Annotated in this window: 23 protein-coding genes; 8 read left to right on the plus strand and 15 right to left on the minus strand. The window is 65.8% G+C overall.

Annotated features, from left to right (window positions below; translation table 11 throughout):
• Window positions 1-21: 21 nt before the first annotated feature.
• Complete coding sequence (locus tag EYE42_RS02090; RefSeq protein WP_130989634.1) at window positions 22-1,041, minus strand: ribose-phosphate pyrophosphokinase; 1,020 nt, start codon at window positions 1,039-1,041, stop codon at window positions 22-24.
• An 88-nt stretch (window positions 1,042-1,129) separates the two neighbouring features.
• On the opposite strand from EYE42_RS02090, the gene EYE42_RS02095 reads away from it, so the two are divergent.
• Together EYE42_RS02095 and EYE42_RS02100 are read left to right on the plus strand one after the other, a co-directional pair.
• Entirely contained in the window at window positions 1,130-1,729 is a 600-nt protein-coding gene (locus EYE42_RS02095; protein WP_130989635.1) for a 2-hydroxychromene-2-carboxylate isomerase, read from the plus strand.
• Window positions 1,726-2,502: an alpha/beta fold hydrolase gene (locus EYE42_RS02100; protein WP_130989636.1), complete on the plus strand. Its 777-nt coding sequence runs from the start codon at window positions 1,726-1,728 to the stop codon at window positions 2,500-2,502. The genes EYE42_RS02095 and EYE42_RS02100 overlap by 4 nt, the downstream gene beginning before the upstream one ends.
• 12 nt (window positions 2,503-2,514) lie before the next feature.
• On the opposite strand, the gene EYE42_RS02105 is transcribed toward EYE42_RS02100, so the two are convergent.
• Together EYE42_RS02105 and rsmI are read right to left on the minus strand one after the other, a co-directional pair.
• Window positions 2,515-2,946: a YraN family protein gene (locus EYE42_RS02105; RefSeq protein ID WP_130989637.1), complete on the minus strand. Its 432-nt coding sequence runs from the start codon at window positions 2,944-2,946 to the stop codon at window positions 2,515-2,517.
• On the minus strand, window positions 2,943-3,836 hold the full coding sequence (gene rsmI, locus EYE42_RS02110) for a 16S rRNA (cytidine(1402)-2'-O)-methyltransferase (protein ID WP_130989638.1): 894 nt from the start codon (window positions 3,834-3,836) through the stop codon (window positions 2,943-2,945). The genes EYE42_RS02105 and rsmI overlap by 4 nt, the downstream gene beginning before the upstream one ends.
• Before the next feature lie 89 nt (window positions 3,837-3,925).
• Here rsmI and EYE42_RS02115 point away from each other — a divergent pair, with 89 nt between their 5' ends.
• The 3 genes from EYE42_RS02115 (at window position 3,926) to murJ (ending at window position 9,457) form a co-directional block, all read left to right on the plus strand.
• Window positions 3,926-5,137: a penicillin-binding protein activator gene (locus tag EYE42_RS02115; protein ID WP_130989639.1), complete on the plus strand. Its 1,212-nt coding sequence runs from the start codon at window positions 3,926-3,928 to the stop codon at window positions 5,135-5,137.
• A gap of 65 nt (window positions 5,138-5,202) precedes the next feature.
• Complete coding sequence (locus tag EYE42_RS02120) at window positions 5,203-7,923, plus strand: [protein-PII] uridylyltransferase (protein WP_425466553.1); 2,721 nt, start codon at window positions 5,203-5,205, stop codon at window positions 7,921-7,923.
• A gap of 4 nt (window positions 7,924-7,927) precedes the next feature.
• Window positions 7,928-9,457 (plus strand): murein biosynthesis integral membrane protein MurJ, encoded by a 1,530-nt coding sequence (murJ, locus tag EYE42_RS02125; RefSeq protein WP_130989641.1) that lies wholly within the window; start codon window positions 7,928-7,930, stop codon window positions 9,455-9,457.
• Here murJ and EYE42_RS02130 read toward each other — a convergent pair.
• A complete protein-coding gene (locus EYE42_RS02130; protein ID WP_130989642.1) occupies window positions 9,454-10,155 on the minus strand; it encodes a rhomboid family intramembrane serine protease in 702 nt (233 codons plus the stop codon). The genes murJ and EYE42_RS02130 overlap by 4 nt on opposite strands.
• A 75-nt stretch (window positions 10,156-10,230) precedes the next feature.
• Here EYE42_RS02130 and trpS point away from each other — a divergent pair, with 75 nt between their 5' ends.
• Window positions 10,231-11,265 carry a tryptophan--tRNA ligase gene (gene trpS, locus EYE42_RS02135; RefSeq protein WP_130989643.1) on the plus strand — a complete coding sequence of 345 codons (1,035 nt, stop codon included), beginning with the start codon at window positions 10,231-10,233 and terminating at the stop codon, window positions 11,263-11,265.
• Between the two features lie 11 nt (window positions 11,266-11,276).
• Here the strand turns inward: trpS and EYE42_RS02140 are convergent, their stop codons facing one another.
• The 4 genes from EYE42_RS02140 to rplU all read right to left on the minus strand — a co-directional run bounded on the left by EYE42_RS02140 (window position 11,277) and on the right by rplU (window position 13,740).
• Window positions 11,277-12,290 (minus strand): LLM class flavin-dependent oxidoreductase, encoded by a 1,014-nt coding sequence (locus EYE42_RS02140; RefSeq protein WP_211657882.1) that lies wholly within the window; start codon window positions 12,288-12,290, stop codon window positions 11,277-11,279.
• Window positions 12,291-12,430: 140 nt separating this feature from the next.
• Entirely contained in the window at window positions 12,431-12,967 is a 537-nt protein-coding gene (locus EYE42_RS02145) for a GNAT family N-acetyltransferase (RefSeq protein WP_130989843.1), read from the minus strand.
• A gap of 125 nt (window positions 12,968-13,092) precedes the next feature.
• Window positions 13,093-13,365: a 50S ribosomal protein L27 gene (gene rpmA / locus EYE42_RS02150; RefSeq protein WP_130989644.1), complete on the minus strand. Its 273-nt coding sequence runs from the start codon at window positions 13,363-13,365 to the stop codon at window positions 13,093-13,095.
• Window positions 13,366-13,377: 12 nt separating this feature from the next.
• On the minus strand, window positions 13,378-13,740 hold the full coding sequence (gene rplU, locus EYE42_RS02155) for a 50S ribosomal protein L21 (RefSeq protein WP_130989645.1): 363 nt from the start codon (window positions 13,738-13,740) through the stop codon (window positions 13,378-13,380).
• 257 nt (window positions 13,741-13,997) lie between these two features.
• Between rplU and EYE42_RS02160 the strand changes: the two genes are divergently transcribed.
• Window positions 13,998-14,972 (plus strand): zinc-binding metallopeptidase family protein, encoded by a 975-nt coding sequence (locus EYE42_RS02160; RefSeq protein WP_130989646.1) that lies wholly within the window; start codon window positions 13,998-14,000, stop codon window positions 14,970-14,972.
• On the opposite strand, the gene EYE42_RS02165 is transcribed toward EYE42_RS02160, so the two are convergent.
• Window positions 14,969-16,774, minus strand: a complete 1,806-nt coding sequence (locus EYE42_RS02165; RefSeq protein WP_130989647.1) for an ABC-F family ATP-binding cassette domain-containing protein — start codon at window positions 16,772-16,774, stop codon at window positions 14,969-14,971. The two genes, EYE42_RS02160 and EYE42_RS02165, sit on opposite strands and share 4 nt — an antisense overlap.
• A 108-nt stretch (window positions 16,775-16,882) precedes the next feature.
• Here EYE42_RS02165 and EYE42_RS02170 point away from each other — a divergent pair, with 108 nt between their 5' ends.
• Window positions 16,883-17,821, plus strand: coding sequence for a nucleoside hydrolase (locus tag EYE42_RS02170; RefSeq protein ID WP_130989648.1), 939 nt, complete (start codon window positions 16,883-16,885; stop codon window positions 17,819-17,821).
• On the opposite strand, the gene EYE42_RS02175 is transcribed toward EYE42_RS02170, so the two are convergent.
• From EYE42_RS02175 to uppS, 6 genes are all read right to left on the minus strand, one after another.
• Window positions 17,818-18,357, minus strand: coding sequence for an OmpH/Skp family outer membrane protein (locus EYE42_RS02175; protein WP_165455684.1), 540 nt, complete (start codon window positions 18,355-18,357; stop codon window positions 17,818-17,820). The genes EYE42_RS02170 and EYE42_RS02175 overlap by 4 nt on opposite strands.
• 101 nt (window positions 18,358-18,458) lie before the next feature.
• A complete protein-coding gene (gene bamA / locus EYE42_RS02180) occupies window positions 18,459-20,759 on the minus strand; it encodes an outer membrane protein assembly factor BamA (protein WP_130989650.1) in 2,301 nt (766 codons plus the stop codon).
• A 102-nt stretch (window positions 20,760-20,861) separates the two neighbouring features.
• Window positions 20,862-22,193: an RIP metalloprotease RseP gene (gene rseP, locus EYE42_RS02185; protein ID WP_130989651.1), complete on the minus strand. Its 1,332-nt coding sequence runs from the start codon at window positions 22,191-22,193 to the stop codon at window positions 20,862-20,864.
• Window positions 22,190-23,347, minus strand: a complete 1,158-nt coding sequence (gene dxr, locus EYE42_RS02190) for a 1-deoxy-D-xylulose-5-phosphate reductoisomerase (protein WP_130989652.1) — start codon at window positions 23,345-23,347, stop codon at window positions 22,190-22,192. The genes rseP and dxr overlap by 4 nt, the downstream gene beginning before the upstream one ends.
• A gap of 3 nt (window positions 23,348-23,350) precedes the next feature.
• Window positions 23,351-24,196, minus strand: coding sequence for a phosphatidate cytidylyltransferase (locus EYE42_RS02195; RefSeq protein ID WP_130989653.1), 846 nt, complete (start codon window positions 24,194-24,196; stop codon window positions 23,351-23,353).
• Complete coding sequence (gene uppS, locus EYE42_RS02200) at window positions 24,193-24,927, minus strand: polyprenyl diphosphate synthase (RefSeq protein ID WP_130989654.1); 735 nt, start codon at window positions 24,925-24,927, stop codon at window positions 24,193-24,195. The genes EYE42_RS02195 and uppS overlap by 4 nt, the downstream gene beginning before the upstream one ends.
• Window positions 24,928-24,936 lie beyond the last annotated feature (9 nt).

The raw sequence follows: 24,936 nt of genomic DNA on the forward strand, positions 1-24,936 counted from the left end.
CCCCCAGTCTCAGGCCCCCAGTCAGGCGGTCGAATACAGCCCTTCATAGATGGGCAGCAGCGTATCCACCTCGAACAAGCTGCTGACCGAGGTGCCGTTCCAGATGTTCAGGATGGCCTGCGCGAACATCGGGGCGGTGGGCACGATGCGGATGTTAGGGGCGGATTTCACCGCCTCGGTCGGCTGGATCGAATCGGTGATGACCAGGGATTTCATGACCGAACTGCTGACCCGTTCTACTGCCGGGCCGGACAGCACGCCGTGGGTGATATAGGCGTGGACCTCGGTCGCGCCGTTGTCGGTCAGAACCTGCGCGGCTTTGACCAGCGTCCCGGCCGTGTCGCAGATGTCGTCCACGATGATGCAGACCTTGCCCGCGACATCGCCGATAACGATCATCTCGGCCACCTCGCCGGCCTTCTCGCGGCGCTTGTCCACGATGGACAGCGGCGCGCCGATCCGGGTCGCCAGTTCGCGGGCGCGGGCCACGCCGCCCACGTCGGGGGACACGACCATCAGATCGTTCATCCGGCCCCGGAAATGATGCTGCACATCCAGCGCAAAGACCGGGGCGGCATACAGGTTGTCCACCGGAATGTCGAAGAACCCCTGGATCTGCGCCGCGTGCAGATCCAGCGTCAGGACGCGGTCGATGCCCGATTCGGTCAGCAGGTTCGCCACCAGCTTGGCGCTGATGGGCGTGCGGGCCTTGGCGCGGCGGTCCTGCCGGGCATAGCCGAAATAGGGAATGACCGCCGTGATCCTGGCCGCCGACGACCGCTTCAATGCGTCGGCCATGATCAGCAGTTCCATCAGGTTGTCGTTCGCGGGGTTCGAGGTCGGCTGGATGATGTACATGTCCTCGCCCCGGACGTTTTCGTACACCTCGACGAAGATTTCTTGGTCGTTGAACTGCTCGACCCGCGCATCGCACAGGCTGACGTTCATGCCCCGGTGCATCGACATCCGCCGGGCAATGGCTGCGGCCAGCGTCCGGTTGGCATTGCCGGAAATCAGCTTGGGTTCTGTCATGACGGGCATCAAGGGGGGCCTTTCGCGGGGATTCGCCAGATTGCGCCCGCCTTACCACCCGGTTAGCCTGCCGGCAAACCGCGAAGGGATGATCGTCATGGCCCATATCGACTATTATTTCGGAACCATCAGCCCATGGGCCTATCTGGCCGGCGACAGGCTGGAACGGATCGCCGAACGCCATCGCGCCACAATTGCCTACAAGCCGCTGGACATCTTGCAGCTCTTCGACCGGACCGGCGGCGTGCGCCCTGCCGACCGCCATCCCAGCCGGATGGAATACCGCGCGCAGGAACTGCCCCGCTGGGCCGATCACCTGGGAATGCCGCTGAATCTCAAGCCCGCCCATTGGCCGGTGAACATGGCGCCGTCGTCCTATGCCATCATCGCCGCGCAAAAGGCGGGAGGCGGCAATCCCGGCGGTCTTGTCCAAGGATTTCTGCGCGCGGTCTGGGCCGAAGACCGCGACATCAGCGACGACGGCGTGATCCGGTCCATCCTGTCGGAACACGGCTTCGATCCCGCGCTGGCCGATTCCGGCCTGTTCGTCGGTGCGGAAACCTATGGCCGCAATCTTGAACAGGCGGTCGAGGCCGGAGTCTTCGGCTCGCCCTTTTATGTCGTCCGCGAAACCGGGCAAAAGTTCTGGGGACAAGACCGGCTGGAGTTTCTGGACAAGCATCTGTCCCGGGCATGACGGGGCTTCACAAGCATCACTGGCCCGGCGATCCGGATCGCCCGGCGCTTGCGCTGCATTGCATGATGGGCAGCGCAGCCTATTGGGGGCCGGTGGCCGAACGTCTGGGCAGGCGGGTCGATCTGCGGGGTTTCGACATGCCGGGTCATGGGCGCAGCGGCCCCTGGGTCGAACAGCCCGGAGGCCCCGATTTCCACACCGCCGTCACCCGCATCGCCGCCAGCTTCATCGACCGCCCGCTGGACCTGATCGGGCACAGCCTGGGGGCCACGGTCGCACTTCGCATCGCGGTGGCCGCACCAGACGCCATTCGCAGCCTGACCCTGATCGAGCCGGTGCTGTTCGCCGCAGCCCCGGACGCCGCTCAGGCCAGCCGGGATCGCATCCTGGCAGACCTGCTGGCCCAAGGCCGGGCCGAGGAGGCCGCACGCTTGTTCATCGACGTCTGGGGCGCCATGCCTTTCGACGATTTGCCGCCGCCCACGCGTGCGGCGATGGTCAGGCAGATCGCCTTCGTCGCGGCGACGGACGAAACCTTGTCCCGCGATGGGGCGAACATCCTGCACGAGGGCGGGCTTGAATCGATCGACGCGCCTGTGATGATCGTTCTGGGCCAACGGTCGCCACCGGTGGTCCATGGCATCGCGCAGGCCCTGGCGCAGCGACTGCCCGATGTCGGCCGCGCCGTGGTTCCCGGCGCCGGCCACATGCTGCCGCTGACCCATCCCGACCAGACCGCCGACGTGATTGCCGTCAATCTCGACCGGTCATAAGGCGACAACCGGTCAGCAGCAGGAATCCTCGAACGCACGCTCCAGAATTTGCACGCGCCCCTGCCGGTCCACCAGGGCAGCATCAAAGCGCAGTTCCGGCAGGGGCGAATGGCCGTGGCTTTCGCAATATTCCAGCGCGGCCTGCATGATACGGCCCTGCTGGGTGCGGCCCAACCGCTGCGCCGCCTCGTCCAGCGTGGCGGCCTGCTTGACTTCGACAAAGATCAGACACGCGCCATCGCGGCAGATCAGGTCGATTTCACCGGCCTTGCCCCGCCAGCGTCGGGCCAGCACCGTCATGCCCCCGGCCTCGGCCAACCGGGCAACGCCTTCCTCGGCCAAGGCACCGGACAGGCAGGCGGCGCGGCCCCGGGCCCGGCGTGCAGAAGAGACCGGCCGGGCAGAGGATGGCCGGTCCAATGTTCCTGCGCGATCCCCGATCATGCCTCATCGTCCTTCTGTATCGCCAACGCGATCTGATACACGTCGCGCCGCGCCAATCCCATGTCGTCCGCGACATCCCGCGCGGCATCCTTGACCGTCATCCGCGACAGCCGGTCCCGCAGCGCCTGCCGGACCCGGTCATCGTTGACCACAGCCGCGCCCGGTCGGTCGATCAGCATCACCACTTCGCCCTTCAGGGCAGCCATCCGGGTATCTTGGGCCAGTTCCCGGGCCGGACCCCGGATCACCTCCTCGAACTTCTTGGTCAGTTCGCGTGCCACGACCGTAATCCGATTCGGGTCAATCTCGCAGATTTCTTGCAATGTCCGGTTAACGCGCCGGGGACTTTCGAACAGGATCACGGTAGCGTCGATGGCCATGGCCTCGTGTAGCCATGTCATGCGCGCGCCGCGGGTCGATGGCGGAAAGCCGGCGAACAGGAACCGGTCGCTTGGCAGGCCCGACAGGCTGAGCGCCACCAGCGGTGCCGAAGGACCGGGGACGGCATGAACGCGGTGGCCCGCCGCCGCCGCCTCGCGCGCCAGCCTGAATCCGGGGTCGGCTACCAGCGGCGTTCCGGCGTCCGAGGCATAGGCAAGGCTGGCCCCTTCGGCCAGGGCCTCCAGCAGCGCAGGACGTGCGCGATCCCCGTTATGATCGTGATAGGGCAGGATCCTTCGCCCGCGCAGGGGGATGCCGTGAATGTCCATCAGGTGCCGCAGCACGCGCGTATCCTCGGCCGCAAGGACATCGGCCGCGTTCAGGACGTCCAGGGCGCGCAGGGTGATGTCGCGCGCGGTGCCGATGGGCGTGGCCACCAGATACAGACCGCCGTCCAGCCGGGCCGCCTCGACATGGGCGTTCAGGCGATGGGGGGGCTGGATGTCCATGGCGATGTCCTTTCCACTGATTGCCAAGCCGGCCGGTTGGTCATAGGCTGCCCGCACCTTGCCGATACCCCAGAGCAGGAAGGTTTCCCATGGTTGTTTCCGCCCCCATCCGGACTGGCACCGGCTTTCGCGGCGTTCTTGCACGGGCCGCAGCCGTCGTGTCGGCCCTTGTCCTGGCCGCCTGCGATCCCGTCGGTGGCACGCAGCAGGCCCGCGGCCCCGCCTTTGGCCCGACGATCGATCCGGGCCAGCCGGTTCGCGTGGCCTTGCTGGCCCCCGGCGGCAGCGGATCGGCCGATCTGGAATGGCTGGCCCGCAGCCTCAAGAACGCGGCGCGGATGGCGGCCGCCGATGCCCAGGGCGCGGCCATCGACCTGCGCGTCTATGACACGGGTTCCAGCACGGAACAGGCGGTGGCCCAGGCAAACGCTGCGGTCGATGCGGGCGCGCAGATCATTGTCGGACCCTTGTTCGCCGAGGCCGCGAACGCCGTGGGCAATGCCATGCAGCCCCGGAACGTGAATGTCCTGTCCTTTTCGAACAACGCCGAGATCGCGGGCGGCAACGTCTTCATCCTGGGCAACAGCTTTGCCAATATCTCGAACCGTCTGGTGGGCTATGGCGTCCGGCAGGGCAAGCGCAACGTCTTTGTCGTGGCCGAGGACGACATCGCGGGCCAGCTTGGCGCACGCGCCATCGAATCGGCGATCGCCCGCAATGGCGCGCGGCTGGCAGGCCGCATCAACCATCCGGTTTCGATCACGGGCATCGACACCGTGACACCCCAGATCGCCGCCGCCGTCCAGTCGGGCCGGGTCGATGCGGTGTTCATGACCGCCAACAACCAGGCGGTGCTGCCCTATCTGACCGAGCGGCTGGCCGCGGCCGGCGTTCGTTCGCCCGTCACGCAGATGATGGGACTGACCCGGTGGGACCAGCCGCCCGGCCGGATGAGCCTGGCGCAGTTGCAAGAGGGCTGGTTCGCGATCCCCGACCAGAACCTGAGGGCGCAGTTCGATGCCCGCTATCGCAGCATGCACGGGGAACAGCCACACGAGCTTGCCAGCCTGGCCTATGACGGGGTGGCCGCGATCGCCTCGCTGGCGCGCAGCGGCAACCGCAATGCCGTGAACACCGTTGGCCTGACACAGAATTCGGGCTTTTCGGGCGTCGGCGGGGTGTTCCGCCTGCGTCCGGACGGAACGGCGGAACGCGCGCTGGCCGTCGCCACGCTGCGGGGCAACCGCCTGGTGATCCTTGACCCCGCCCCGCGCGGTTTCGGCGGCGGCTTCGGGTTCTGATCTTGTCCGACCTGCCGGCACCGCTGTTCGCGCACCCTGCCCCGGCCCTGGCCGGGGCACATTCCATTGGCGATCCTGCCGTCCTGTTGCCGCGTCTGGAAGACGCCCTGTCCGGCCTGACCGACAGCAGGGCCATCCGCGCCCGGACCGTGGCCCTGCTGGCCCAGGTCCGGACCGAGGGAATGGCCGCGATCGAAGCCGGCCTTGCCAGCCATCCCCGCGCCGCGCGCGAAACCGTGCGGGCCATCGCCGGGCTGACCGACGCCATCATGATCGCCGCCCATCATGTCGCCACCCGGTTCCTGCATCCGCCGCAGTCGTCCTCGGAGGCCGAGAAGATGGCGGTTCTGGCGGTGGGGGGCTATGGGCGGGCCGAAATGGCGCCTGCCTCGGATGTGGACCTGCTGTTCCTGACGCCTTGGAAGATCACCGCCTGGGCGGAAAGCGTCGTCGAATCGATGCTGTATATCCTGTGGGATCTGAAGCTGAAGATCGGTTATTCGATCCGCAGCATCGAGGATTGCATTCGCCTGGGCATGGGCGACATGACCATCCGCACATCGCTGGTGGAACATCGCCTGGTCACGGGCCACGCCCCCCTGGCCGAGGAACTGCGCGAACGCCTGTGGGTCGAGCTTTTTTCAAGGACCGTACCCGAATTCGTCGAAGCCAAGCTGGAGGAACGCGCCGCCCGTCATCAGCGGCAGGGGGGGCAACGCTATGTCCTCGAGCCCAACGTCAAGGAAGGCAAGGGCGGCCTGCGCGACCTCCAGACCCTTTATTGGATCGCCAAGTACATCCATCGCGTCGACCGCGCCGTCGAACTGGTCGATCTGGGCGTCTTCACGCGCGAGGAGCATCTGGCCTTCTGGCAGGCCGAGGATTTCCTGTGGGCCGTGCGCTGCCACCTGCACCTGATCGCCGGCCGTCCCGTCGATGTGCTGTCCTTCGACATGCAGGTCGAGGTGGCACGGCGCATGGGATACAGGGACAATTCGGCGCGGCGGGGGGTGGAATATTTCATGCAGGACTATTTCCGCCACGCCACCCATGTCGGAGAGCTGACGCGGGTGTTTCTGACCGAACTCGAGGCCAGGCATGTCCGCTCTGCCCCCTTTCTGGGCCGGATATTCCGGCGCAGGCGCAAGGTGCGTCCCGGTTTTACGGATCAGGGCGGACGACTGGGTATCGAGGACGAGAACGCCTTTCTGGCCGATCCCCTGAACATCCTGCGCCTGTTCGAGGAGGCGCTGCGCACCGGCATCCTGATCCATCCCGACGCGATGCGTCTTGTCGCGGCCAACCTGGATCTGATCAACGACAAGGTCCGGTCCGACCCCGAGGGGATCCGGATCTTCATGGACCTGCTGCTGCGGCATGGAAATCCCGAACGCGGCCTGCGGCGCATGAACGAACTGGGGGTGCTGGCAGCCTTTATCCCGGAATTCGAACCCGTCGTGGCGATGATGCAGTTCAACATGTATCACCATTACACGGTGGACGAACATTCCATCCAGTGCGTCGCCGCCCTGGCCGAGATCGAGCGGGGCGAGCATCCCGACGACCTTCCCCTGTCCAGCGAGATCATGAAAGGCGGCATCAATCGCCGGGTGCTGTATCTGGCGGTCTTCCTGCACGACATCGGCAAGGGCCGGACCGAGGATCATTCGATCCTGGGCGCGCGGCTGGTGCGGCGCATCGCCATGCGCTTCGGCTTTGTGCAGGACGACATCGACACCGTGGAATGGCTGGTCAGGAACCACCTGCTGATGTCGGACGTGGCGCAGAAACGCGACATTGCCGACCCCCGGACGCTGCGCGATTTCGCCAAGGCGGTGAAAACGCGCAAGCGGCTGGACATGCTGCTGGTGCTGACGGTGTGCGACATCCGCGGGGTCGGCCCCGGCACCTGGAACAACTGGAAGGCCGCCCTGTTGCGCCAGTTGCACCACGAAACCGCGCGCCTTCTGGAAAGCGGTCACGAGGCGCTGAACCGCGATCAGCGCCAGAACGAGGCCAAGCGCAGCCTGCGCCACATGCTTGCAGCAAAGGGATGGGAGCCCAGGACATTGCGGGCCGAACTGGGACGTCACTACGACAGCTACTGGTCCGGACTGCCGACCGAAACCCATGCGGCCTTTGCCAGACTGCTGCGCGACGTCACCCCGGACGAGATCCGCATCGACCTGGAGGCCGATCCCCACCGCGACGCGACCCGGGCCGCCTTTGTGCTGGCCGACCATCCGGGAATCTTCTCTCGGCTGTGTGGCGCGCTGACGCTGATGAGCGCGAATGTCGTCGATGCGCGCACCTATACCACCCGCGACGGTTACGCGACGGCGGTGTTCTGGATACAGGACCCCGACGGCAGCCCCTTTGCCGAGGATCGGCTGCCCAAGCTGCGCCAGACGATCCTGCGCATCCTGGCCGGCGAGATCGTCGCCCGGGAAGCCTTTGCCACCCGCGACAAGCCCAAGAAGCGCACGCGGGAATTCCGCTTTCCCACCCACATCACCTTCGACAACGAAGGCAGCGACATCTATACCATCATCGAGGTCGATACCCGCGACCGTCCGGGACTGCTGTACGATCTGACGCGGACGCTGGCGGCGAACCATATCCAGATCGTCAGCGCCGTCATCGCGACCTTCGGCGCCCAGGTGGTGGACAGCTTTTATGTCAAGGACATGTTCGGCCTGAAGCTGCATGGCGAGACCAAGCGCGCCTCCCTTGAACGGAAACTGCGTGCCGCCATTGCCGATGGCGCCAAACGGGCAGAGGCTTGAGTTCATGAAAACCGGACTGGTGCGCGGCTTTCTGTCCGTGGGATCGTGGACATTCGTATCGCGGGTGACGGGCTTTGTCCGCGACATCCTGATGGCCGCCTGGCTTGGCAGCGGCGCGGTGGCCGACGCCTTTTTCGTGGGTCTGTCGCTGCCCAACATGTTCCGCCGCTTTTTTGCCGAAGGCGCCTTCAACACTGCCTTCGTGCCGATGTTTTCCAAAAAGCTGGACGACCGCGCGGATGCCCAGCGTTTCGCGTCCGATGCTTTTTCGGGTCTGTTCATGACCGTCCTTGTGCTGTCGGCGGCGGCGATGGTGTTCATGCCGGGGCTGGTCTGGCTGATGGCGGCGGGGTTTGCCGGGGACGAACGCTTTTCCCTGGCGGTGCAGTATGGCCGGATCATGTTCCCCTATATCCTGCTGATCTCGATGGCCTCGATGATCTCGGGCGTGCTGAACGCCAATGGCCGCTTCATGGCCGCAGCCGCCGCGCCGGTGCTGCTGAACCTGCTGTTCATCGTCGCCATGGCCCTGGCCTGGTTGCAGGGCTGGGACGTGGGCCTGACCTTGGCCTGGGCCACGCCGCTGACCGGCATCGCCCAGCTTGCGCTGGTGTGGTGGGACGCACGGCGCACGGGCTGGTCGTTCCGGCCCCGGCGCCCGCGCCTGACACCTGACATGCGCCGCCTGCTGGCCGTAGCCCTGCCCGCGGCCTTTGCCGGGGGCGTGGTGCAGATCAACCTGCTGGTCGGCCGCCAGGTCGCCAGCCATTTCGAGGGCGCGATCTCCTGGCTGTCCTATTCCGATCGCTTGTATCAGTTGCCCCTTGGCGTCGTCGGCGCGGCGGTGGCGGTGGTGCTGCTGCCCGAACTGGCGCGTCGCCTGCGCGCAGGCGATCACGCGGGGGGACAGTCGGCCTTTTCCCGTGCCACGGAATTCGGTCTGTTCCTGACCCTGCCCGCCGCCTTTGCCATCGCCGTGATCGCCGAACCCATGGTCCGCACCCTGTTCGAGCGTGGCCAGTTCACCGCTTTTGACACCACCCAGACCGCCCGCGCGCTGATCGTCTATGCCTTTGGCCTGCCCGCCTTCGTGCTGCAAAAAATCCTGCAGCCGCTGTATTTCGCGCGCGAGGATACCAGGACCCCGTTCCGCTATGCCCTGTGGTCGATGGTCGTGAACGCCATCGTGGCATTCGGCCTGATGCCTTGGCTGGGCTTTCTGGCGGCGGCGCTTGGCACCACGATTGCCGCCTGGATCATGGTGGCGCAACTGTGGTGGGGCACGCGCGGCATGGGCGACGCCGCCCGCGCCGACGATCGGCTGCGCCGCAAGACGCCGCTGATCGTGCTGTCATCGGCCCTGATGGCGGGGGCGCTGTGGCTGATGATGGATTGGCTGGATGCGGGCGGGATCGGTCGCGTGCCGGGGCTGGCGATCCTGGTCTTTGGGGGCGCCGCGATCTATTTCACGCTCAGCTTCATGACCCGCACCTATCGGCTTTCGGATCTGAAGGCCGCCGTGCGCCGACGCTAGCGGGCGCGGATCTGGTGCAGCACCCGCTGCACCCCGCCTGTGACAAGCACGAAGCTGAGCAGGAAACCCGTGCCAAAACCCGCGATTTCGGCGATCCAGCCATAGCCTGCACCACCAAACGCGATGCCGAAAACCAGTTGAAACCCCAGCAGCATCCCAATCAGGGCAAAGGCCCGCATCCGGTTGGCGTGGACCGCACCCAACCGCGACCAAAGCAGAAAGGTGAATGCCCCCACCAACCCATAGACCGCCGGATAGCCCCCGATCAGCGGCCCAGGCAGGCCCGGCAGCATGGAAATCGCCGCCGTATAGACCAACGCACCGCCGATCGCCGATCCCAGAAACAGCGCCACGACCGCCCAGGGGCGGAATTCGCGCGCGATCATGTTGCCAAGCGCCAGGGTGAACACCACCACGAACAGCGCGTGGGTGAACGATGTGTTGACAAAGCTGTAGGTCACCATGCGATAGGCCTGATCCCAATCGACCGCGCCAACCTGCCACATCCTCTGCACCATCTCGGGCGCAAAGGCGGTTGTCTGCATCGCGCCAAGGCGCAAGCCGATACCCTGTGCGCCGCCGATCAGCCCGGTCCGGCCCAGCATGAACACGATTTCCCCCGCAATGACGGGCAGGGCCAGCGCCCACAGCACGGCGGGCAGCGGGTTGAGGGGCGAGACGGGCATGGCCTGGCGCATCGGGGTTCCTTCGCGGTTGCGGTCGCTTTGGCCAAGGGCTAAGCCACGGGCAGGCAAATTCCAAGCAGGCCCGACATGACCCCGACGACGAAAGTCCGCTTCACGCCACGCATCTTTTCAGGGATCCAGCCCTCGGGGGGGCTGACCCTCGGCAACTATCTGGGGGCGCTCAAGCGGTTCGCGGCCCTTCAGGGCGGCGAGGCCGAAACGATCTATTGCCTGGTGGATCTGCACGCGATCACCGTCTGGCAAGACCCAGAAACCCTGCGCCGCAATATCCGCGAGGCTGCTGCGGCCTTCATGGCGGCGGGCGTCGATCCCCGGCAGTCGATCCTGTTCAACCAGAGCCAAGTATCGGCGCACGCCGAAATGGCCTGGCTGTTCAACACCGTGGCGCGGGTGGGCTGGATGTACCGGATGACCCAGTTCAAGGACAAGGCGGGCAAGAACACCGAAAATGTCAGCCTGGGCTTGCTGGCCTATCCGGCGCTGATGGCTGCCGACATCCTGACCTATCAGGCAACGGCGGTTCCCGTGGGCGAGGATCAGAAGCAACACCTGGAACTGACCCGCGACATTGCAGCCAAGTTCAACCACGACTACGGGGTCGAGCAGTTCCCCCTGACCGAGCCGTTGATCGAAGGCGTGGCAACCCGCGTCATGTCGCTTCGGGACGGCTCCAGAAAGATGTCGAAATCCGACCCCTCGGACGCCAGCCGCATCAACCTTACCGACAGCGCCGACGCCATCGCGCAGAAGATCCGCAAGGCCCGCACCGATGCCGAGCCCCTGCCCGGCAACATCGACGGCCTCAAGGACCGGCCCGAGGCCCGCAACCTGGTCAACATCTATGCGGCACTGGCGGATGAAACGCCCGATCAGGTTCTGGTCCGATTCCAGGGCCAGGGCTTCGGCGCCTTCAAGCCCGCACTTGCAGAGCTGGCGGTAACGTCGCTGGAGCCGATCACCCGGCGAATGAACGATTACCTGGCCGATCCCGCCGAAATCGACCGCATCCTGGGCGCGGGCGCCGTGCGCGCGGACGAGATCGCCACCCCGATCCTGGAGCGCACCAAAGAGATCATGGGACTTTTACGCACCCGGCCTTGACCGCTGTGGCGTCAGACAGCCGCCGCCTGGCCGGCATCCTGCATTGATTGCAGCACATCCGCCGCGATCTCGAAGCTGCGAAGACGCGCGGCGTGATCGTGGATCTGCCCGGTCAGGATCACCTCGTCCGGGCGATACTGACCGATCAAGGCCTGCAACTGGGCGCGCACCTGGGCAGCGTCGCCCACCGCGCTGATCCGCAGGGCCTGATCCACCATGTGCCGCATCGGAGCACCAAGTTCCGCCTCCACGTCACGAACCGGCCGCGGCAACTTGCCGGGCATTCCGGTCCGCAGCCGTGCAAAGGCCAATTGCATCGAACTGCGCAGGTAATGGGCCTCGCGTGCGTCATCGGCGGCAAAGACATTGATGGCGATCATCACCTGCGGACGGTCGTTCCAAGGTCCGGGGCGGAACCGATCACGATAAATGGCGATCGCCTGATCCATGTCCGAGGGGGCAAAATGACTGGCAAAGGCATAGGGCAGGCCCAGATGCGCGGCCAGTTGCGCTCCGAACAGGCTGCTGCCCAGAATCCAGACCGGGACATTCGTCCCCTCGCCCGGCAGGGCGCGGACCGGGGCACCGGGCCGTTCGGGGCCAAGATAGTCCAGCAGTTCCACCACATCCTGCGGAAAGCTGTCGGCCATCGGATCGCGGCGCAGGGCCCTGATCACGGCCCCGTCCCCACCCGGCGCACGGCCAAGCCCCAGGTCGATGCGGTCGGGAAATGCGGTCGCCAGGGTTCCGAATGCCTCGGCCACGGTAAGGGGCGCGTGGTTCGGCAGCATGATGCCGCCTGCGCCCACCCGGATACGCGAGGTCGCTTGCGCGACCAGGCCGATCAGAACCGCCGTGGCCGCACTGGCGATGCCCGGCATGTTGTGATGCTCGGCCAGCCAGAATCGGCGGTAGCCCCAGCCTTCGGCCTTGCGGGCAAGATCCAGGGTGTTCTTGATGGCCTCGCTGGCCTCATGGCCCTCGGGCACCGGCGACAGATCGAGAAGGGAAAACGGAATGGTCATGACGCCGAAATATGATCTCGGCCCGCGAATGCAAGCGTTTCGGCACGAAATATGAAGCAGGCTTTTTCCTTATCCAAACGTCGTGGGAGAGGAATGGCGCACCTCCACGCCACAGGGGGCATGGGCGCCCCCCGACGCCCTCAGCCCATCTTGCGCAGATAGGTCCAGGTGGGCACGCGGGCATTGCGCGCGACCGACCAGCTTTCTGCATCGCCCAGATAGACAAAGCCGCAATTCGTCAGCACCCGGGCCGAGCCCGGATTGTCCTGAAAGACCTCGGCGAACAGGGTGCGGGCCTTGTGCGGATTGGCCCGGACAAGGGCATCGACGGCCTCGGTGGCAAAGCCGGTGTTCCAGAACCCGGCCCCGATCCAGAAGCCGAGTTCGGACTGGCCACCCTCCATCCGCGTCAACGACACCACGCCCAGAAGCTCGGCCAGGCGGTTGGCCGAACCGTCGATGGCCCAGACATCCTCGGTCCGGTCCGCGGACAAGGCACGTGCCACAAAGGCGTCGGACGCGCCGGGCGGCAGAGGATGGGGAATGGCCCGCGTCCCCTCGGCAACCCGCCGGTCGGCAGTATAATGGGCAATCAGGCCCGCATCGGACGGACGCAAGGGTCGAAGCTGGAACCGTTCAGTTTCGATGACCGCCGGAGTCAGCGTGACATCGACCATTTTCAGGTCGTCCAGGGGCGTCCCCTCCCGCATGGGTGCCGACATGACCATTTCTCCTCCCCCAAAAAGAACCGGGGACCGGCTTTCGCCGATCCCCCCTGTAACAGTGAATTGTTAAATCCGGGTTACTCGGCTGCCATCTGCACTGCGGGAACCACCGAAATGAAGGTGCGCCCCTTGAGGCCCTTTCGGAACGTCACCTGACCGTCGGACAGGGCGAACAGGGTGTGATCCTTACCCATCCCGACATTGTCGCCCGGCCACCACTTGGTGCCGCGCTGACGCACGATGATGTTGCCGGCAATGGCTTCCTGGCCGCCGAACAGCTTGACGCCCAGACGACGACCGGCCGAATCGCGACCGTTGCGGGACGAACCGCCTGCTTTCTTGTGTGCCATGGTCCTGTCTCCTTACGCGTTTTCTTTGCTGCGGGCGCCTGCCGCCGTCTTGACGCCGGTGCCGTCCGCACCCTCGGCCAGAACGTCGGTCACGCGCAGCAGGGTCAGTTGCTGGCGATGCCCGCGGGTGCGCTGCGAGCTGTGCTTGCGGCGGCGCTTGACATAGGTGATAACCTTGTCGGCCTTGATCTGGTCGATCACCTCGGCCTGAACGCAAGCGCCGGTAACCAGCGGCGCACCCAGGGTGGACCCGACCATCAGGATTTCGTTGAACTGGACCTTGTCGCCAGCGGCGGCATTCAGCTTTTCAACGCGCAGGACATCGCCAGCCTGCACCTTGTATTGCTTGCCGCCCGTCTTGAGAACCGCGAACATCGCTTCGTTTCCTTCGTTGCCGCGTCCTGTGGCCCCGGACCAAGCCGGCGTTCGGTTTCCCGCCTTCGGACAGCGCATCCCTGGACGGGATGGTTTTGAAAATAACAGACCGGCCAAGGGCGCCTGCCCGGCCGGTGCCCCTGCATATGACGAATCCCCGCCGCCAAGTCAAGCGCACGGCGCCCGGATTTTCCAGGGCGCGGTGGAACCTTGACCCGGATCCCCGCCTTGTCAGCAGGCCATCCAAGGGAAAACTCATGCAATCCTTTACATGCCCCGACTGCGGCAACCGGGTCTATTTCGACAACATGTTCTGCGCCTGCGGGGTGCCTTTGTTCTACGAGCCCGAGGCGCGGGCGATGCAGAACGACGGACAGGCCTGCGCCAATCGCGAAACCATCCAGTGCAACTGGATCGCCGTTCCCGGAGAACCCCTGTGCCGATCCTGCACCATGTCGGACACCGTGCCCGCCCTGCATGTCGGCGACAACCAGCAGTTGCTGGAACGTGCCGAACGGGCCAAACGCTGGGTGCTGGCGAACCTGTCGAACTGGAATTGGTTCACGGACGCCGACCGGGGAATGCGGCCGCGGTTCCAGATGCTGTCGGAAAACACGGGCAGCGGGCGTGCCCAGCAGATCATGATGGGGCACGACAATGGCGAGATCGTCATCAACGTGACCGAGGCAGACGAGCTGATCCGCATCCAGCGGCAGCACAAGCTGGGCGAACAGTATCGCTCGATGGTCGGCCATTTCCGTCACGAACTGGCGCATTTCCTGTTCGATCGCCTTGCCGTCGCATCGGGGTTTCTGGACGAATTCCGTCCCATCTTCGGCGACGAGACCGCCGACTATAACGCGGCCCTGCAAGAGCATTATGCCAATCCCAAGAACCCCGGCGACGAGTTCATCACCACCTATGCGACCGCCCACCCGCACGAGGACTGGGCCGAAACGGTGGCGCATCTGCTGCACATGGTCGATTTTACCGACAGTTTCGTCAGCGCGGGCCTGTCGATGACCGGCGTGCCCGACAAATATCGGCCCTATGCCGACACCGACGCAGACCATCTGCTGAACATCGCGGCCGATGTGGCCATCGCCATCAACGACATCAACCGCGCCCTGGACAATTCCGACCTGTATCCCTTCGTGCTGACCCCCTTCATCCGCGAAAAGATGAAGTTCGCGCATGGCTGGATCAGCAGCCACATCGAACGCGGGGCCTAGGACGCCGCCTTTTCCTCAAGCATCAGCCATTCCTCCTCGGCCGCAGCCAGGGCGTGCTGGCGTTCGGCCAGCGCCTCGGTCGCCTTCCGGAACTTGGCCGGGGCGGACTGGAACAGGTCGGGCTGAGCCAGGAACTCGGACAGCTTGGCGATTTCGGCCTCCAGACGCTCGATCATCGCGGGCAGCGCATCAAGACGGTGGCGTTCGGTGAATGACAGGCCGGTCCTGACGGCTTTCGGTCTTTCGGCCATCGCTTCCGGTTTTTTCGCCGTCTCGGGCTCGACCGGCACATCCTCGCCACGCTGTGCGCGGTAATCTGACCAGCCTCCGGCATAGACGGTGGCGCGGCCGTCACCCTCCATCGCGACGGTGGTATCGGCCACCCGGTCGATGAAATCGCGATCATGGCTGACCAGCAGCACGGTGCCGTCGTAATCGCCCAACAGATCCTGCAGCAGATCCAGCGTTTCCACATCCAGATCATTGGTCGGCTCGTCCAGCACCAGCAGGTTCGACGGCCGCGCCATCAGCCGTGCCAGCAACAGCCGGGCCTTTTCGCCGCCCGACAGGCTGCGCACCGGCGCGCGGGCCTGCGCGTCATCGAACAGGAAATCCTTGAGATAGGCGACCACGTGACACGGCTGGCCGCGCACCATGACCTGATCTGCCCGCCCGGACACGCGCATGTCGGGATCGCCGGTCAGGGATTCCCAAAGCGTCTGGTCGGGGTTCAAGGCCGACCGGGTCTGGTCAAAGATCGCCAGTTCCAGATTGGTGCCCAGTGTCACCGCGCCCTGGTCGGGGGCGATCTCTCCGGTCAGCATCCGGATCAGCGTGGTCTTGCCCGCGCCGTTCGGGCCGACAAAGGCCACCCGGTCGCCCCGGTTCACCCGCAGATCGAAGGGCCGCAGGATCGCTCGGTCGCCAAAGGTCTTGGCGATGCCCCTGGCCTCGATCACCTTCCTGCCCGATTGCGGACCCGAATCCAGCGCCATCGCCGCCGTGCCCTGCCGCCGGATCTGGGCGCTGCGTTCGTCGCGCAGCGCCGCCAGGGCGCGGACCCGGCCCTGATTGCGCTTGCGGCGCGCGCTGATCCCTTCGACGGCCCAGCGGGCCTCGGCCTTGATCTTGCGGTCCAGCTTGTGGCGCGCCTCGTCCTCGGCGGACCAGACGGCCTCGCGCCAGTCCTCGAAACCCTCGAAGCCCCGTTCCTGCCTGCGGACCTCGCCCCGGTCGATCCACAGGGTCGCGCGGGTCAGGCGGCGCAAAAAGGCGCGGTCGTGGCTGATGATGACATAGGCGGCGCGCGTCTGGGACAGGTGATCCTCAAGCCAGCCGATCGCCTCGATGTCCAGATGGTTGGTCGGCTCGTCCAGCAGCATCAGCTCCGGCGCCTGCGCCAGCAACCGGGCCAGCGCGGCGCGGCGGCGTTCTCCGCCCGATGCGGTGGCGACGGGGCGACCGGGGTCGAACTTCAGTCCTTCTGCCGCCATCTGGACCCGGTATCCCTCGGCCTCGGGGAGGCCGGCGGCGGCGAACTGGCCCAGTGTCGCATAGTCCGAAAGGTCCGGGTCTTGCTCCATGTAGCCGGTCGATACCCCCGCCCCCAGCACGATTTCACCCCGGTCGGGTTCCACCAGGCCTGCCATGACCTTCATCAGGGTGGATTTTCCCGATCCGTTGCGCCCCACCAGGGCGACCCGGTCGCCCGGCTGGATGGTCAGGGACAGACCATCGAAGACGGGGGCGCCGCCGTAGGTCAGGGAAATGTCGCTCAGTTGCAAAAGGGGTGCGCGTGCCATAACCGCGCCCTAGCGCGCGGCGCGAGAACGGTCAATGGACCAGCGGCAGGGACTTGCGCCCTGCCGACAACGGTTCCACAACCGCAGCGACACAGACGCAGGGACATCATGGCGCGCAAGATCATCATCGACACGGATCCCGGCCAGGACGACGCGGTGGCGATCCTGCTGGCACTGGCAAGCCCCGAATTGCAGGTTCTGGGCATCACCGTGGTGGCGGGAAACGTGCCTCTGCCGCTGACCTTGCGGAATACCTGTCAGATCGTCGAACTATCCGGGCGCGACGATGTTCCGGTTCACGCAGGTTGCGACCGGCCGCTGGTGCGGCCCCTGGTCACGGCCGAGAACGTGCATGGAACCTCGGGGCTGGACGGGATCGACCTGCCCGAACCGGCCCTGCGACCCCAGCCGGGCCATGCCGTCGATTTCATCATCGACACGCTGCGGAGCGAACCGGCGGGCAGCGTGACACTGGTTCCCATCGGCCCGCTGACCAACATCGCCACGGCCTTTCGCCGCGCGCCGGACATTGTTTCGCGTGTCCAGCAGATCGTGCTGATGGGCGGCGCCTATTTCGAGGTGGGCAACGTCACCCCCGCCGCAGAGTTCAATGTCTATGTCGATCCCGAGGCCGCGTCCGAGGTCTTTGCCTCGGGCATCCCGTTGGTGGTGGTGCCGCTGGACGCCACGCACCAGGCGCTGACCTCACGCGACTGGATCGAAGGGATGCGCGCCCTGCCCGGCCGCTGCGGCCCCGCCGTTGCAAGCTGGACCGATTTCTTCGAGCGCTTCGACAAGGAGAAATACGGCAGCCAGGGCGCGCCCCTTCACGATCCCTGTACCATCGCCTGGCTGCTGCGCCCGGATCTGTTCACGGGCCGGCAAATCAATGTCGAGATCGAACTGGAGGGACGGTTTACTGCCGGCATGACCGTGGCCGACTGGTGGGGCGTAACGAACCGCCCGCCGAACGCTTTGTTCATCCGGCATGTCGATTGCGACGGACTGTTCGGAATGCTGACGGAACGGCTGTCGCGGCTGCCCTAGTTCTGTTGGTCCTGTGGCACGGTCAGGGGCACCGTGCCCTGGCCGTCGCCCAAATCCGCGTCCAGCCGCGCAACCAGGTCGTCGGTCATGTCGATGGCGTCCAGCGACACGAAGACGGTGCGCCGGTCCAGGACAGCGACCGCGCCGCGTTCCTGCATCATCTCGCCCATCAGCGGCAGAGCCGCGCGATAGAAGGCCGCGCGATCGGCCTCGGCCCAGCCATTCAAGTCCTCGACCACCTGGGCGCGCTCACGGCGGATGGCGGTGGCGCGGGCGTCGAAGGCCTCGGCCAGACGGCGGAACTCGGCCGGGTCCAGGGTCGGGCGCTGATCGGTCAGTTCGGACTCTTCGGCGGCAAGCTGGGTCGCAAGGCGCTCGTTTTCGGCCGCGACTTCGCGCCCGGTCTCCTCAAGCACGCGCTGCGTGCGCCGGCCCCAGGCCGATCGGGAAAACAGCGCCTCCTGATCCACGGTCAGAAGGGGGATGGCCGCAACAGGCGACGAATCGGCTGGTGCCGGGATGGTTTGCGACGGCATCGCGGGTGCGGTTGTCCCCCCGCTGGCCGGCCCCTCCTGCGCCGCGACGCCGCCTGCCCAAACGGTCAGGACAAGGGCTGCGATCCGACCGGCAGCCCGCATCAGAACCGGGTGGAGATGGTCAGGTCGAAGTTCTGTTCCTCGTCATAGTCCTCTTGCCGGACCGCTTTCGAGAAATTGAACCGCAGCGGGCCGATGGGCGTCGTCCAGAACAGGGATGCGCCGACGGACGCCCGGATATACATCGAATCGTCAACCGGGGCGCCGCCGGTGCCGATCGTATTGTCCAACCCCCAGATCGACCCGACATCGGCGAACAAGCCGCCCGAGATGCCGTATTCCTCGGGCAATCCGATGGGAAACTGCGCCTCGCTGCGGACGGCCCAGAAGTAGTTGCCGCCAAGCCCGTCCTCGTTCGGGGCGGCCAGATCGCGCGGCCCGATGCCGTTCGGCTCGAAACCCCGGATGCGGGTGCCGCCGCGATAGCGGTCCAGGATCCAGGTCGAATAATCGTCATAGGACAGGATCGCGCCCGCCTCGAACTCGGCGCGCAGGGTCACCTCCTCGCGCCAGGCGTTGCTTTCCACGCCCGCCAGCAGTCCCGTGGTGACGCTTTTCGTGTCGCCCCCCAGCCCCGCGAAATCCTGAGAGAACCGCAGCTTGTAGCTGGTCAGAGGATCAAGCCCGGTGATGCGGGTATCCCATTCGTAGCTGTAGCCCAGGGCCGAGGTGACGCGCTGCCCTTCCTCGGCCTGCAAAAGCTCCGAACTGTCGTCCTCGACCCCGCCCAGGGTTTCCTTGGACAGGCTGTATCGCAACTCCAGCCGGCCGTTCTGCGAGATGGGGAATTCGATGGATGGACGGACCCCCACCGAACGGGTGTCATAGTCGGAATTCAGGCTTTCAGTTTCGTTGTAATAGGTGTTGAAGCCGAACCGCAGGTCGCGACCCAGAAAATAGGGCTCGATAAAGGTCAGGGACGAGGCCTGATCGCCATCGGCGGTCGAGATCGACAGCCCGACCGTCTGGCCCCGGCCCAGGAAGTTGTTTTCCTGCAACGATGCGTTCAGGCCCACGCCCGAGGCCACGCCATAGGAGGCGCCGAAGGACAGCGAGCCGGTCGGCTGCTCTTCGACGTTCACATCGACGATGACCTGTTCCTGGCTGCTGCCTGGACGGCTTTCGACCTGTGCATCGGCGAAATAGCCAAGGGCGCGGATGCGCTCGGCGGCGTTGCGGATTTCGCGCGGGTTGAAGGGGTCGCCTTCGACCGTGTTGAACTGGCGGCGGATCACCTGGTCCAGCGTGGTCGTGTTGCCCTCGATGTCGATGCGTTCGACAAAGATGCGCGGTCCGCGGGTGATGGCAAAGGTAAGGTCCAGCGTCTGGTTCTGCGGGTTGCGCGTCACGCGCGGTTCGATATTGACGAAATTCAGCCCTTGCTGGATCGCCACTGTTTCCATCCGGCGGATGGTATTGTCGATGGCGGCAGGGTTGTAGACATCGCCCCGGCCTACGCGGTTCTGCGCGGCAAAGGCTGCCGTATCGACGCCCGGAATCTCGGACACGGTGTTGACCTGCGCAAAACGGTAACGCGGGCCTTCCTGGATGTTGAAGGTGATGTAGAAGGCGTCGCGTTCGCGCGCCAGTTCCGGGGCCACCGCCTGCACCCGAAAATCGGCATAACCCCGCGAGCGATAGAAGTCGGTCAGAAGCTGTTCGTCCAGTTGCAGCCGTTCCGGCGCAAAGGTGTCGCGCCGGATGAAGGTACGCAGGATGCCCGCCTGCTTGGTATCCAGCACATTGCGGAGGCGACGGTCGCTGAAGGCGCGATTGCCGGTGAACCCGATACGCTCGATCTCGGTGACATTGCCCTCGCGAACCTCGAACACCAGATCGACGCGGTTGTCGCTGCGGCGGATGATGCGGGGATCGACGCGGGCAGCCAGCCGACCCTGCGCGGCATAGGCCTGGGCGATGTTCTGGGCATCCTGCAACGCCTGGCTGGGCTGATAGACCCTGCGCGACTGGCTTCGCACCACCGCGGCCAGTTGTTCGTCGTTGATGCGGCGGTTGCCTTCAAAGCTGATCTGGCTGATCGTCGGGTATTCCTGCACCCGGATCACCAGCACGCCGCCCTGGGGGACGATCTCGACCGTTTCGAACAGGCCGGAATTCTGCAGGCGTTGCAGCGCGTCGTTCAGTTCGCCCGCCGATACATCCTGGCCGCGTGCGATATTGGCATAGGACAGGATCGTCGCCGGCTCGACGCGTTGCGATCCCTCGATCCGGACATCGTTGAACACAAGCGCGGCCGCCGCGCCCGGCATCACCACCACCGGCGAGGCGATTGCCATGGCCGTCACCAGCGCAGCCGCGCCCTTGCCCAGTTTCCGTGTCATCGCTGCCCCTCTTCGTCAGCCCGCATGGACGCTGCTTGCGGCGTCCTTGTTTGGGTCCAGCTTGTGCATCAATCGACCGGTCCTGTCAAAACGCATCGCGCCTCAGGGGCACAAAAGATCGTTCGTCAGGCCGAAAATCATCAGCGACAGGACAGCAGCCATCCCGAACGCCGTCAGCAGGCTGAGGATGCGGTCGGGCGGCGGGCGGCCGGTGACCGCCTCATAGGCGTAAAACATCAGGTGCCCGCCATCCAGGACCGGGATGGGCAGCAGGTTCAGGAACCCGATGGCTGCCGACAGCACGGCGATCCACCACAGGAAATTGCCGCCCCCCGCGCTGGCCGCCTGCCCTGTGCTTTCGGCGATGCTGATCGCGCCGCCCAGGTTGCAACTGTCGATCTGTCCGGAAATCATCGCCCACATGCCCGTCAGCGACGACGAGATGATGCCCCAGGTCTGCGCGATTCCCAGCCCCAGCGATTCCAGCGGTCCGACGCTGCGGGTCGCGGGCTCGAAAAAGCTGGCGCCCCCCGTGACCCCGATCAGCCAGCGGCGTTCGAAACCGCCCCCTTGGGCCGGCAGATCCTGCATCTTGGGCGTCAGCGCCACGTCGATCACGCCCTCGCCCGGTCGCCAGATGCGCAAGGACAGGGCCCTGCCCTCGGCCTCCTCGACGGCCTGACGCATCTGCGCGAAACGGGTGATCGGCTGGCCGTCGATGGCCAGAACCACGTCATTCGCGCGCAACCCCGCCTCGGCCGCGGCGCTGCGGGGGGCTATGCCGCTGATCCGGGCGGGCAGCGGGTCGGGGCCACGGACCGTCATCTGGGCCCCGTCGCGCAGGACATCCCAGGTCTGATGGTCTGCCTGCGGCAAGGTCTCGGCGATCCGGCCGATATCGCGCCAGGTTTCGACCGGCTGGCCGCCAAGCGCCAGGATCACGTCGCCCGGCTGCAATTCGTTCACGACGCCCGGCGGCGAGGCGGCGATGGCGCCCACGCGCGGCTCGTCGGTCGGCAGGCCCTGGAACAGCGCGAAACCGCCAAAGATCAGGATCGACAGGACGAAGTTGAAGACCGGCCCCGCAAGAAGGGTGGCGAACCGCGCCCATAGCGGTGCCCCGGTCAGGGTCTGGCGCCGCAGCGTCGAATCGACGGCCCGCCCCTTGCCCGCGCTGGCGGCATTGTCGTCGCCCAAAAACCGCACATAGCCGCCCAAGGGAATCGCCGCCAACTGCCAGATCGTCCCGTTGCGGTCGCGGCGAGCCAGCAACCGGGGTCCGAAACCGACCGAGAACACCTCGGCCCGGATGCCCGACAGCCTGCCGACATAATAATGGCCGAATTCGTGGACCGTCACGATCACCGCCAGCGCAACGAAAAACGCGGCCAGCGTCCATAGGGTGCCGCCGAATTGCGGAAGAAGGTCGGTCATGCGGCGGCTTTCCTACGTGCTTGGCCGTCCCAGTGCAGGACGGTTTCCAGATCGGCGGGATCATCGCCGAAACCGGACTGCGCCGACAGGGCCTCCAGGGTCATTTCCACGCGAGGCGCCATGTCCGTGAACCCGATGCGCTGGGCGATGAAATCGTCAAGCGCCTGTTCCTTGGCCGCGTTGAAGACCGCGCCGGCCATGCCGCCCGCCGCCATGACCCCGCGCGCAAGACGCAGGGCAGGCCAGCGACCCTCGTCGGGCGCGCGAAAGGTCAGGCTTCCGATGGCGGCAAGGTCCAGCGGCGCGACCGGCAGCGGTGCGCGATGGGGCCAGTTCAAGGCAAAGCCAATGGCATGGCGCATGTCCGGCGCCCCCATATGGGCGATGGTGCCGCCATCGACATGGCTGACCATGGCGTGAACAATGGATTCGGGATGGACCAGAACCCGGATCTGGTCGGCGCGGAGGCCAAAGAGCTCCTTTGCCTCGATCACCTCCATGGCCTTGTTGAACATGCTGGCGCTGTCGATGGTGATGCGCTGGCCCATGGCCCAGTTGGGATGGGTCGATGCCTCGGCCACTGTCGCCGTTGCCAGACGATCCAGCGGCCAGTCGCGGAACGCACCGCCGGATGCGGTAATGGTCACATCCTTGACATTTTCGATATTTTCCTGTCCAAGAGCCTGAAAAACAGCGGAATGTTCTGAATCGACAGGCAGAACGGTTGCGCGGCTGCAATGGGCCGCCTGCCTGATCAAAGGTCCGGCGCAGACCAGTGATTCTTTGTTGGCAAGCGCCAGGATGCCGCCCTGCGACAGGGCGGCCAGGCCCGGTTCCAGCCCTGCCGCCCCGACGATCGCCGACAGCACCCAGTCGGCCGGACGTTGCGCGGCCTCGACCAGGGCGCGCGTCCCGGCGGCGGCCTCGATTCCGCTGCCGGTCAGGGCGGTTGTCAGATCCTCCAGCAGGTCCGGATAGGCTGTCACGGCAATCTCGGCGCGCAGTTCGCGTGCCGTCTGCGCCAAAAGCGAAATGTTGCGCCCGCCTGTCAGGGCGACGACGCGATACGCTTCGGCCCCGCCCGCGCGTCGGATCAGATCGACCCCGTTCCCTCCGATCGAGCCCGTCGCCCCCAGGATGGAAATCCGCCGCATCCCTCAGGTTACCACCGGCAGGGTGGTGAGCAGTCCGATCAGCATGGTCGCCAGGACCGCCCCCGTCACGGCATCGAAACGGTCCATGAAGCCGCCATGGCCGGGGATCAGGTTCGAACTGTCCTTGACCCCTGCCCGGCGCTTGAGCCAGCTTTCCGCGATATCGCCCATCTGCCCGGCCAGGCAGACCAGCGGCGACACCCAGATCAACGACGGATCGCCGCGCCCCGCCATCCACAGGATCAGCCCCAGCAGGATCGCCCCGGCCCAGCCCGCCACGGTTCCGGACCAGGTCTTTTTCGGGCTGAGCGAGGGCCAGAACTTCGGCCCCCCGATCATGCGACCGAAGAAATAGCCCGCCGTGTCGGAAACGATCACGATCCCCATCAGCCACAGCACGAAGTTCAGGCCGTAAGCCTCTCGGAACCCGACAAGCCCATAGGCGACCAGCATGATCGCAAGCCCGAAGATCGCATAGGTCCAGCGGTCGCGGGTGGCGGCGCCGGGGATGCCGGCGACAAGGGGAAACAGCAGGGCCAGGATTGCCAGCGGATGATCGAACAACTGCGCGATCATCTGCGACATGAACGCGATGACCGCCAGCGCGACCGGCCGCCAGGCACCGAAGATGCCCGGATGCAGGCGGGGATTTCGCCAGCCGGTCATCGCGGCAAGTTCCCAAAAGGTGATGGCCGAGATCGCCGCCATCGCCACTTGCAGCCACAGACCCGTAGCCACCGCCAGCATGACGCCAATGCCCAGAAGCACCAGGGTCGAGGCGACGCGCCGCGACAGATCGGCCCATTTGCCCGCAGGCCGGCCTGTCGTTGTGTCGCGCTGCGGCTTCATGCGCCCCCGAAACGGCGCTCGCGCAGGCCGAACCGGTCCAGGATCTGCGCAAGATGATCGGGCGTGAAATCTGGCCACAGGGTCGGCGTGAATTCGTATTCGGCATAGGCCGCCTGCCAGGGCAGGAAATTCGACGTGCGCGTCTCGCCAGAGGTCCGAATCACAAGGTCCGGGTCGGGATGGCCGGCCGTATCCAGACAGGCGGCCAGATCGGCCTCGGTCGGGCGCTCGACCTCGCCGCGGGCGATCTGTTGCGCCAGCCGGGTCGCCGCACGGGTCAGTTCGTCGCGCCCGCCGTAATTGATGGCAACGGTCAGGTTCAACCGCGCATTGCAGGCCGTCCGCGCCTCGATCGAGGACATCAGCCCCTGCAGCTTGTCGTCCAGGCGGTCGCGCCCGCCGATAAAGCGCAGCCGCACGCCCTCGGCGGCCATGCCTTCGGCCTCGTGCTGGATATAACGGCGAAAGATCTTCATCAGACCCAGAACTTCCTCGGTCGTGCGCTTCCAGTTCTCGGTCGAGAAGGCATAGATCGTCAGCCAGTTGACTCCCAGGTCGGGACAGGCTCGGACGATCTGCTTGACGCGCTCGGCCCCCCGGCGGTGTCCCACCAGGCGCGGCCAGCCGCGATTGGCGGCCCAGCGGCCATTGCCGTCCATGATGATCGCGACATGCCGGGGCCGCTGATCGACCCCGCCGGATGTCAACAGCGGTGCGGTTTCAGCGGCCATGGTCGTCCC

The sequence above is a fragment of the Paracoccus subflavus genome (assembly GCF_004310345.1).
Classification (GTDB): Bacteria; Pseudomonadota; Alphaproteobacteria; order Rhodobacterales; family Rhodobacteraceae; genus Paracoccus; species Paracoccus subflavus.

Excerpts from the sequence above, each read along its gene's own strand:
- rplU (WP_130989645.1), bottom strand. The coding sequence starts at position 13,740 with ATGTTCGCGGTTCTCAAGACGGGCGGCAAGCAATACAAGGTGCAGGCT.
- EYE42_RS02095 (WP_130989635.1), top strand. The coding sequence starts at position 1,130 with ATGGCCCATATCGACTATTATTTCGGAACCATCAGCCCATGGGCCTAT.
- murJ (WP_130989641.1), top strand. The coding sequence starts at position 7,928 with ATGAAAACCGGACTGGTGCGCGGCTTTCTGTCCGTGGGATCGTGGACA.
- EYE42_RS02100 (WP_130989636.1), top strand. The coding sequence starts at position 1,726 with ATGACGGGGCTTCACAAGCATCACTGGCCCGGCGATCCGGATCGCCCG.
- EYE42_RS02090 (WP_130989634.1), bottom strand. The coding sequence starts at position 1,041 with ATGCCCGTCATGACAGAACCCAAGCTGATTTCCGGCAATGCCAACCGG.
- EYE42_RS02115 (WP_130989639.1), top strand. The coding sequence starts at position 3,926 with ATGGTTGTTTCCGCCCCCATCCGGACTGGCACCGGCTTTCGCGGCGTT.
- rpmA (WP_130989644.1), bottom strand. The coding sequence starts at position 13,365 with ATGGCACACAAGAAAGCAGGCGGTTCGTCCCGCAACGGTCGCGATTCG.
- EYE42_RS02140 (WP_211657882.1), bottom strand. The coding sequence starts at position 12,290 with ATGACCATTCCGTTTTCCCTTCTCGATCTGTCGCCGGTGCCCGAGGGC.
- EYE42_RS02195 (WP_130989653.1), bottom strand. The coding sequence starts at position 24,196 with ATGAAGCCGCAGCGCGACACAACGACAGGCCGGCCTGCGGGCAAATGG.
- bamA (WP_130989650.1), bottom strand. The coding sequence starts at position 20,759 with ATGACACGGAAACTGGGCAAGGGCGCGGCTGCGCTGGTGACGGCCATG.
- EYE42_RS02130 (WP_130989642.1), bottom strand. The coding sequence starts at position 10,155 with ATGCGCCAGGCCATGCCCGTCTCGCCCCTCAACCCGCTGCCCGCCGTG.
- trpS (WP_130989643.1), top strand. The coding sequence starts at position 10,231 with ATGACCCCGACGACGAAAGTCCGCTTCACGCCACGCATCTTTTCAGGG.
- EYE42_RS02160 (WP_130989646.1), top strand. The coding sequence starts at position 13,998 with ATGCAATCCTTTACATGCCCCGACTGCGGCAACCGGGTCTATTTCGAC.
- uppS (WP_130989654.1), bottom strand. The coding sequence starts at position 24,927 with ATGGCCGCTGAAACCGCACCGCTGTTGACATCCGGCGGGGTCGATCAG.
- EYE42_RS02105 (WP_130989637.1), bottom strand. The coding sequence starts at position 2,946 with ATGATCGGGGATCGCGCAGGAACATTGGACCGGCCATCCTCTGCCCGG.
- rseP (WP_130989651.1), bottom strand. The coding sequence starts at position 22,193 with ATGACCGACCTTCTTCCGCAATTCGGCGGCACCCTATGGACGCTGGCC.
- dxr (WP_130989652.1), bottom strand. The coding sequence starts at position 23,347 with ATGCGGCGGATTTCCATCCTGGGGGCGACGGGCTCGATCGGAGGGAAC.
- EYE42_RS02175 (WP_165455684.1), bottom strand. The coding sequence starts at position 18,357 with ATGCCGTCGCAAACCATCCCGGCACCAGCCGATTCGTCGCCTGTTGCG.
- EYE42_RS02170 (WP_130989648.1), top strand. The coding sequence starts at position 16,883 with ATGGCGCGCAAGATCATCATCGACACGGATCCCGGCCAGGACGACGCG.
- rsmI (WP_130989638.1), bottom strand. The coding sequence starts at position 3,836 with ATGGACATCCAGCCCCCCCATCGCCTGAACGCCCATGTCGAGGCGGCC.
- EYE42_RS02145 (WP_130989843.1), bottom strand. The coding sequence starts at position 12,967 with ATGGTCGATGTCACGCTGACTCCGGCGGTCATCGAAACTGAACGGTTC.
- EYE42_RS02165 (WP_130989647.1), bottom strand. The coding sequence starts at position 16,774 with ATGGCACGCGCACCCCTTTTGCAACTGAGCGACATTTCCCTGACCTAC.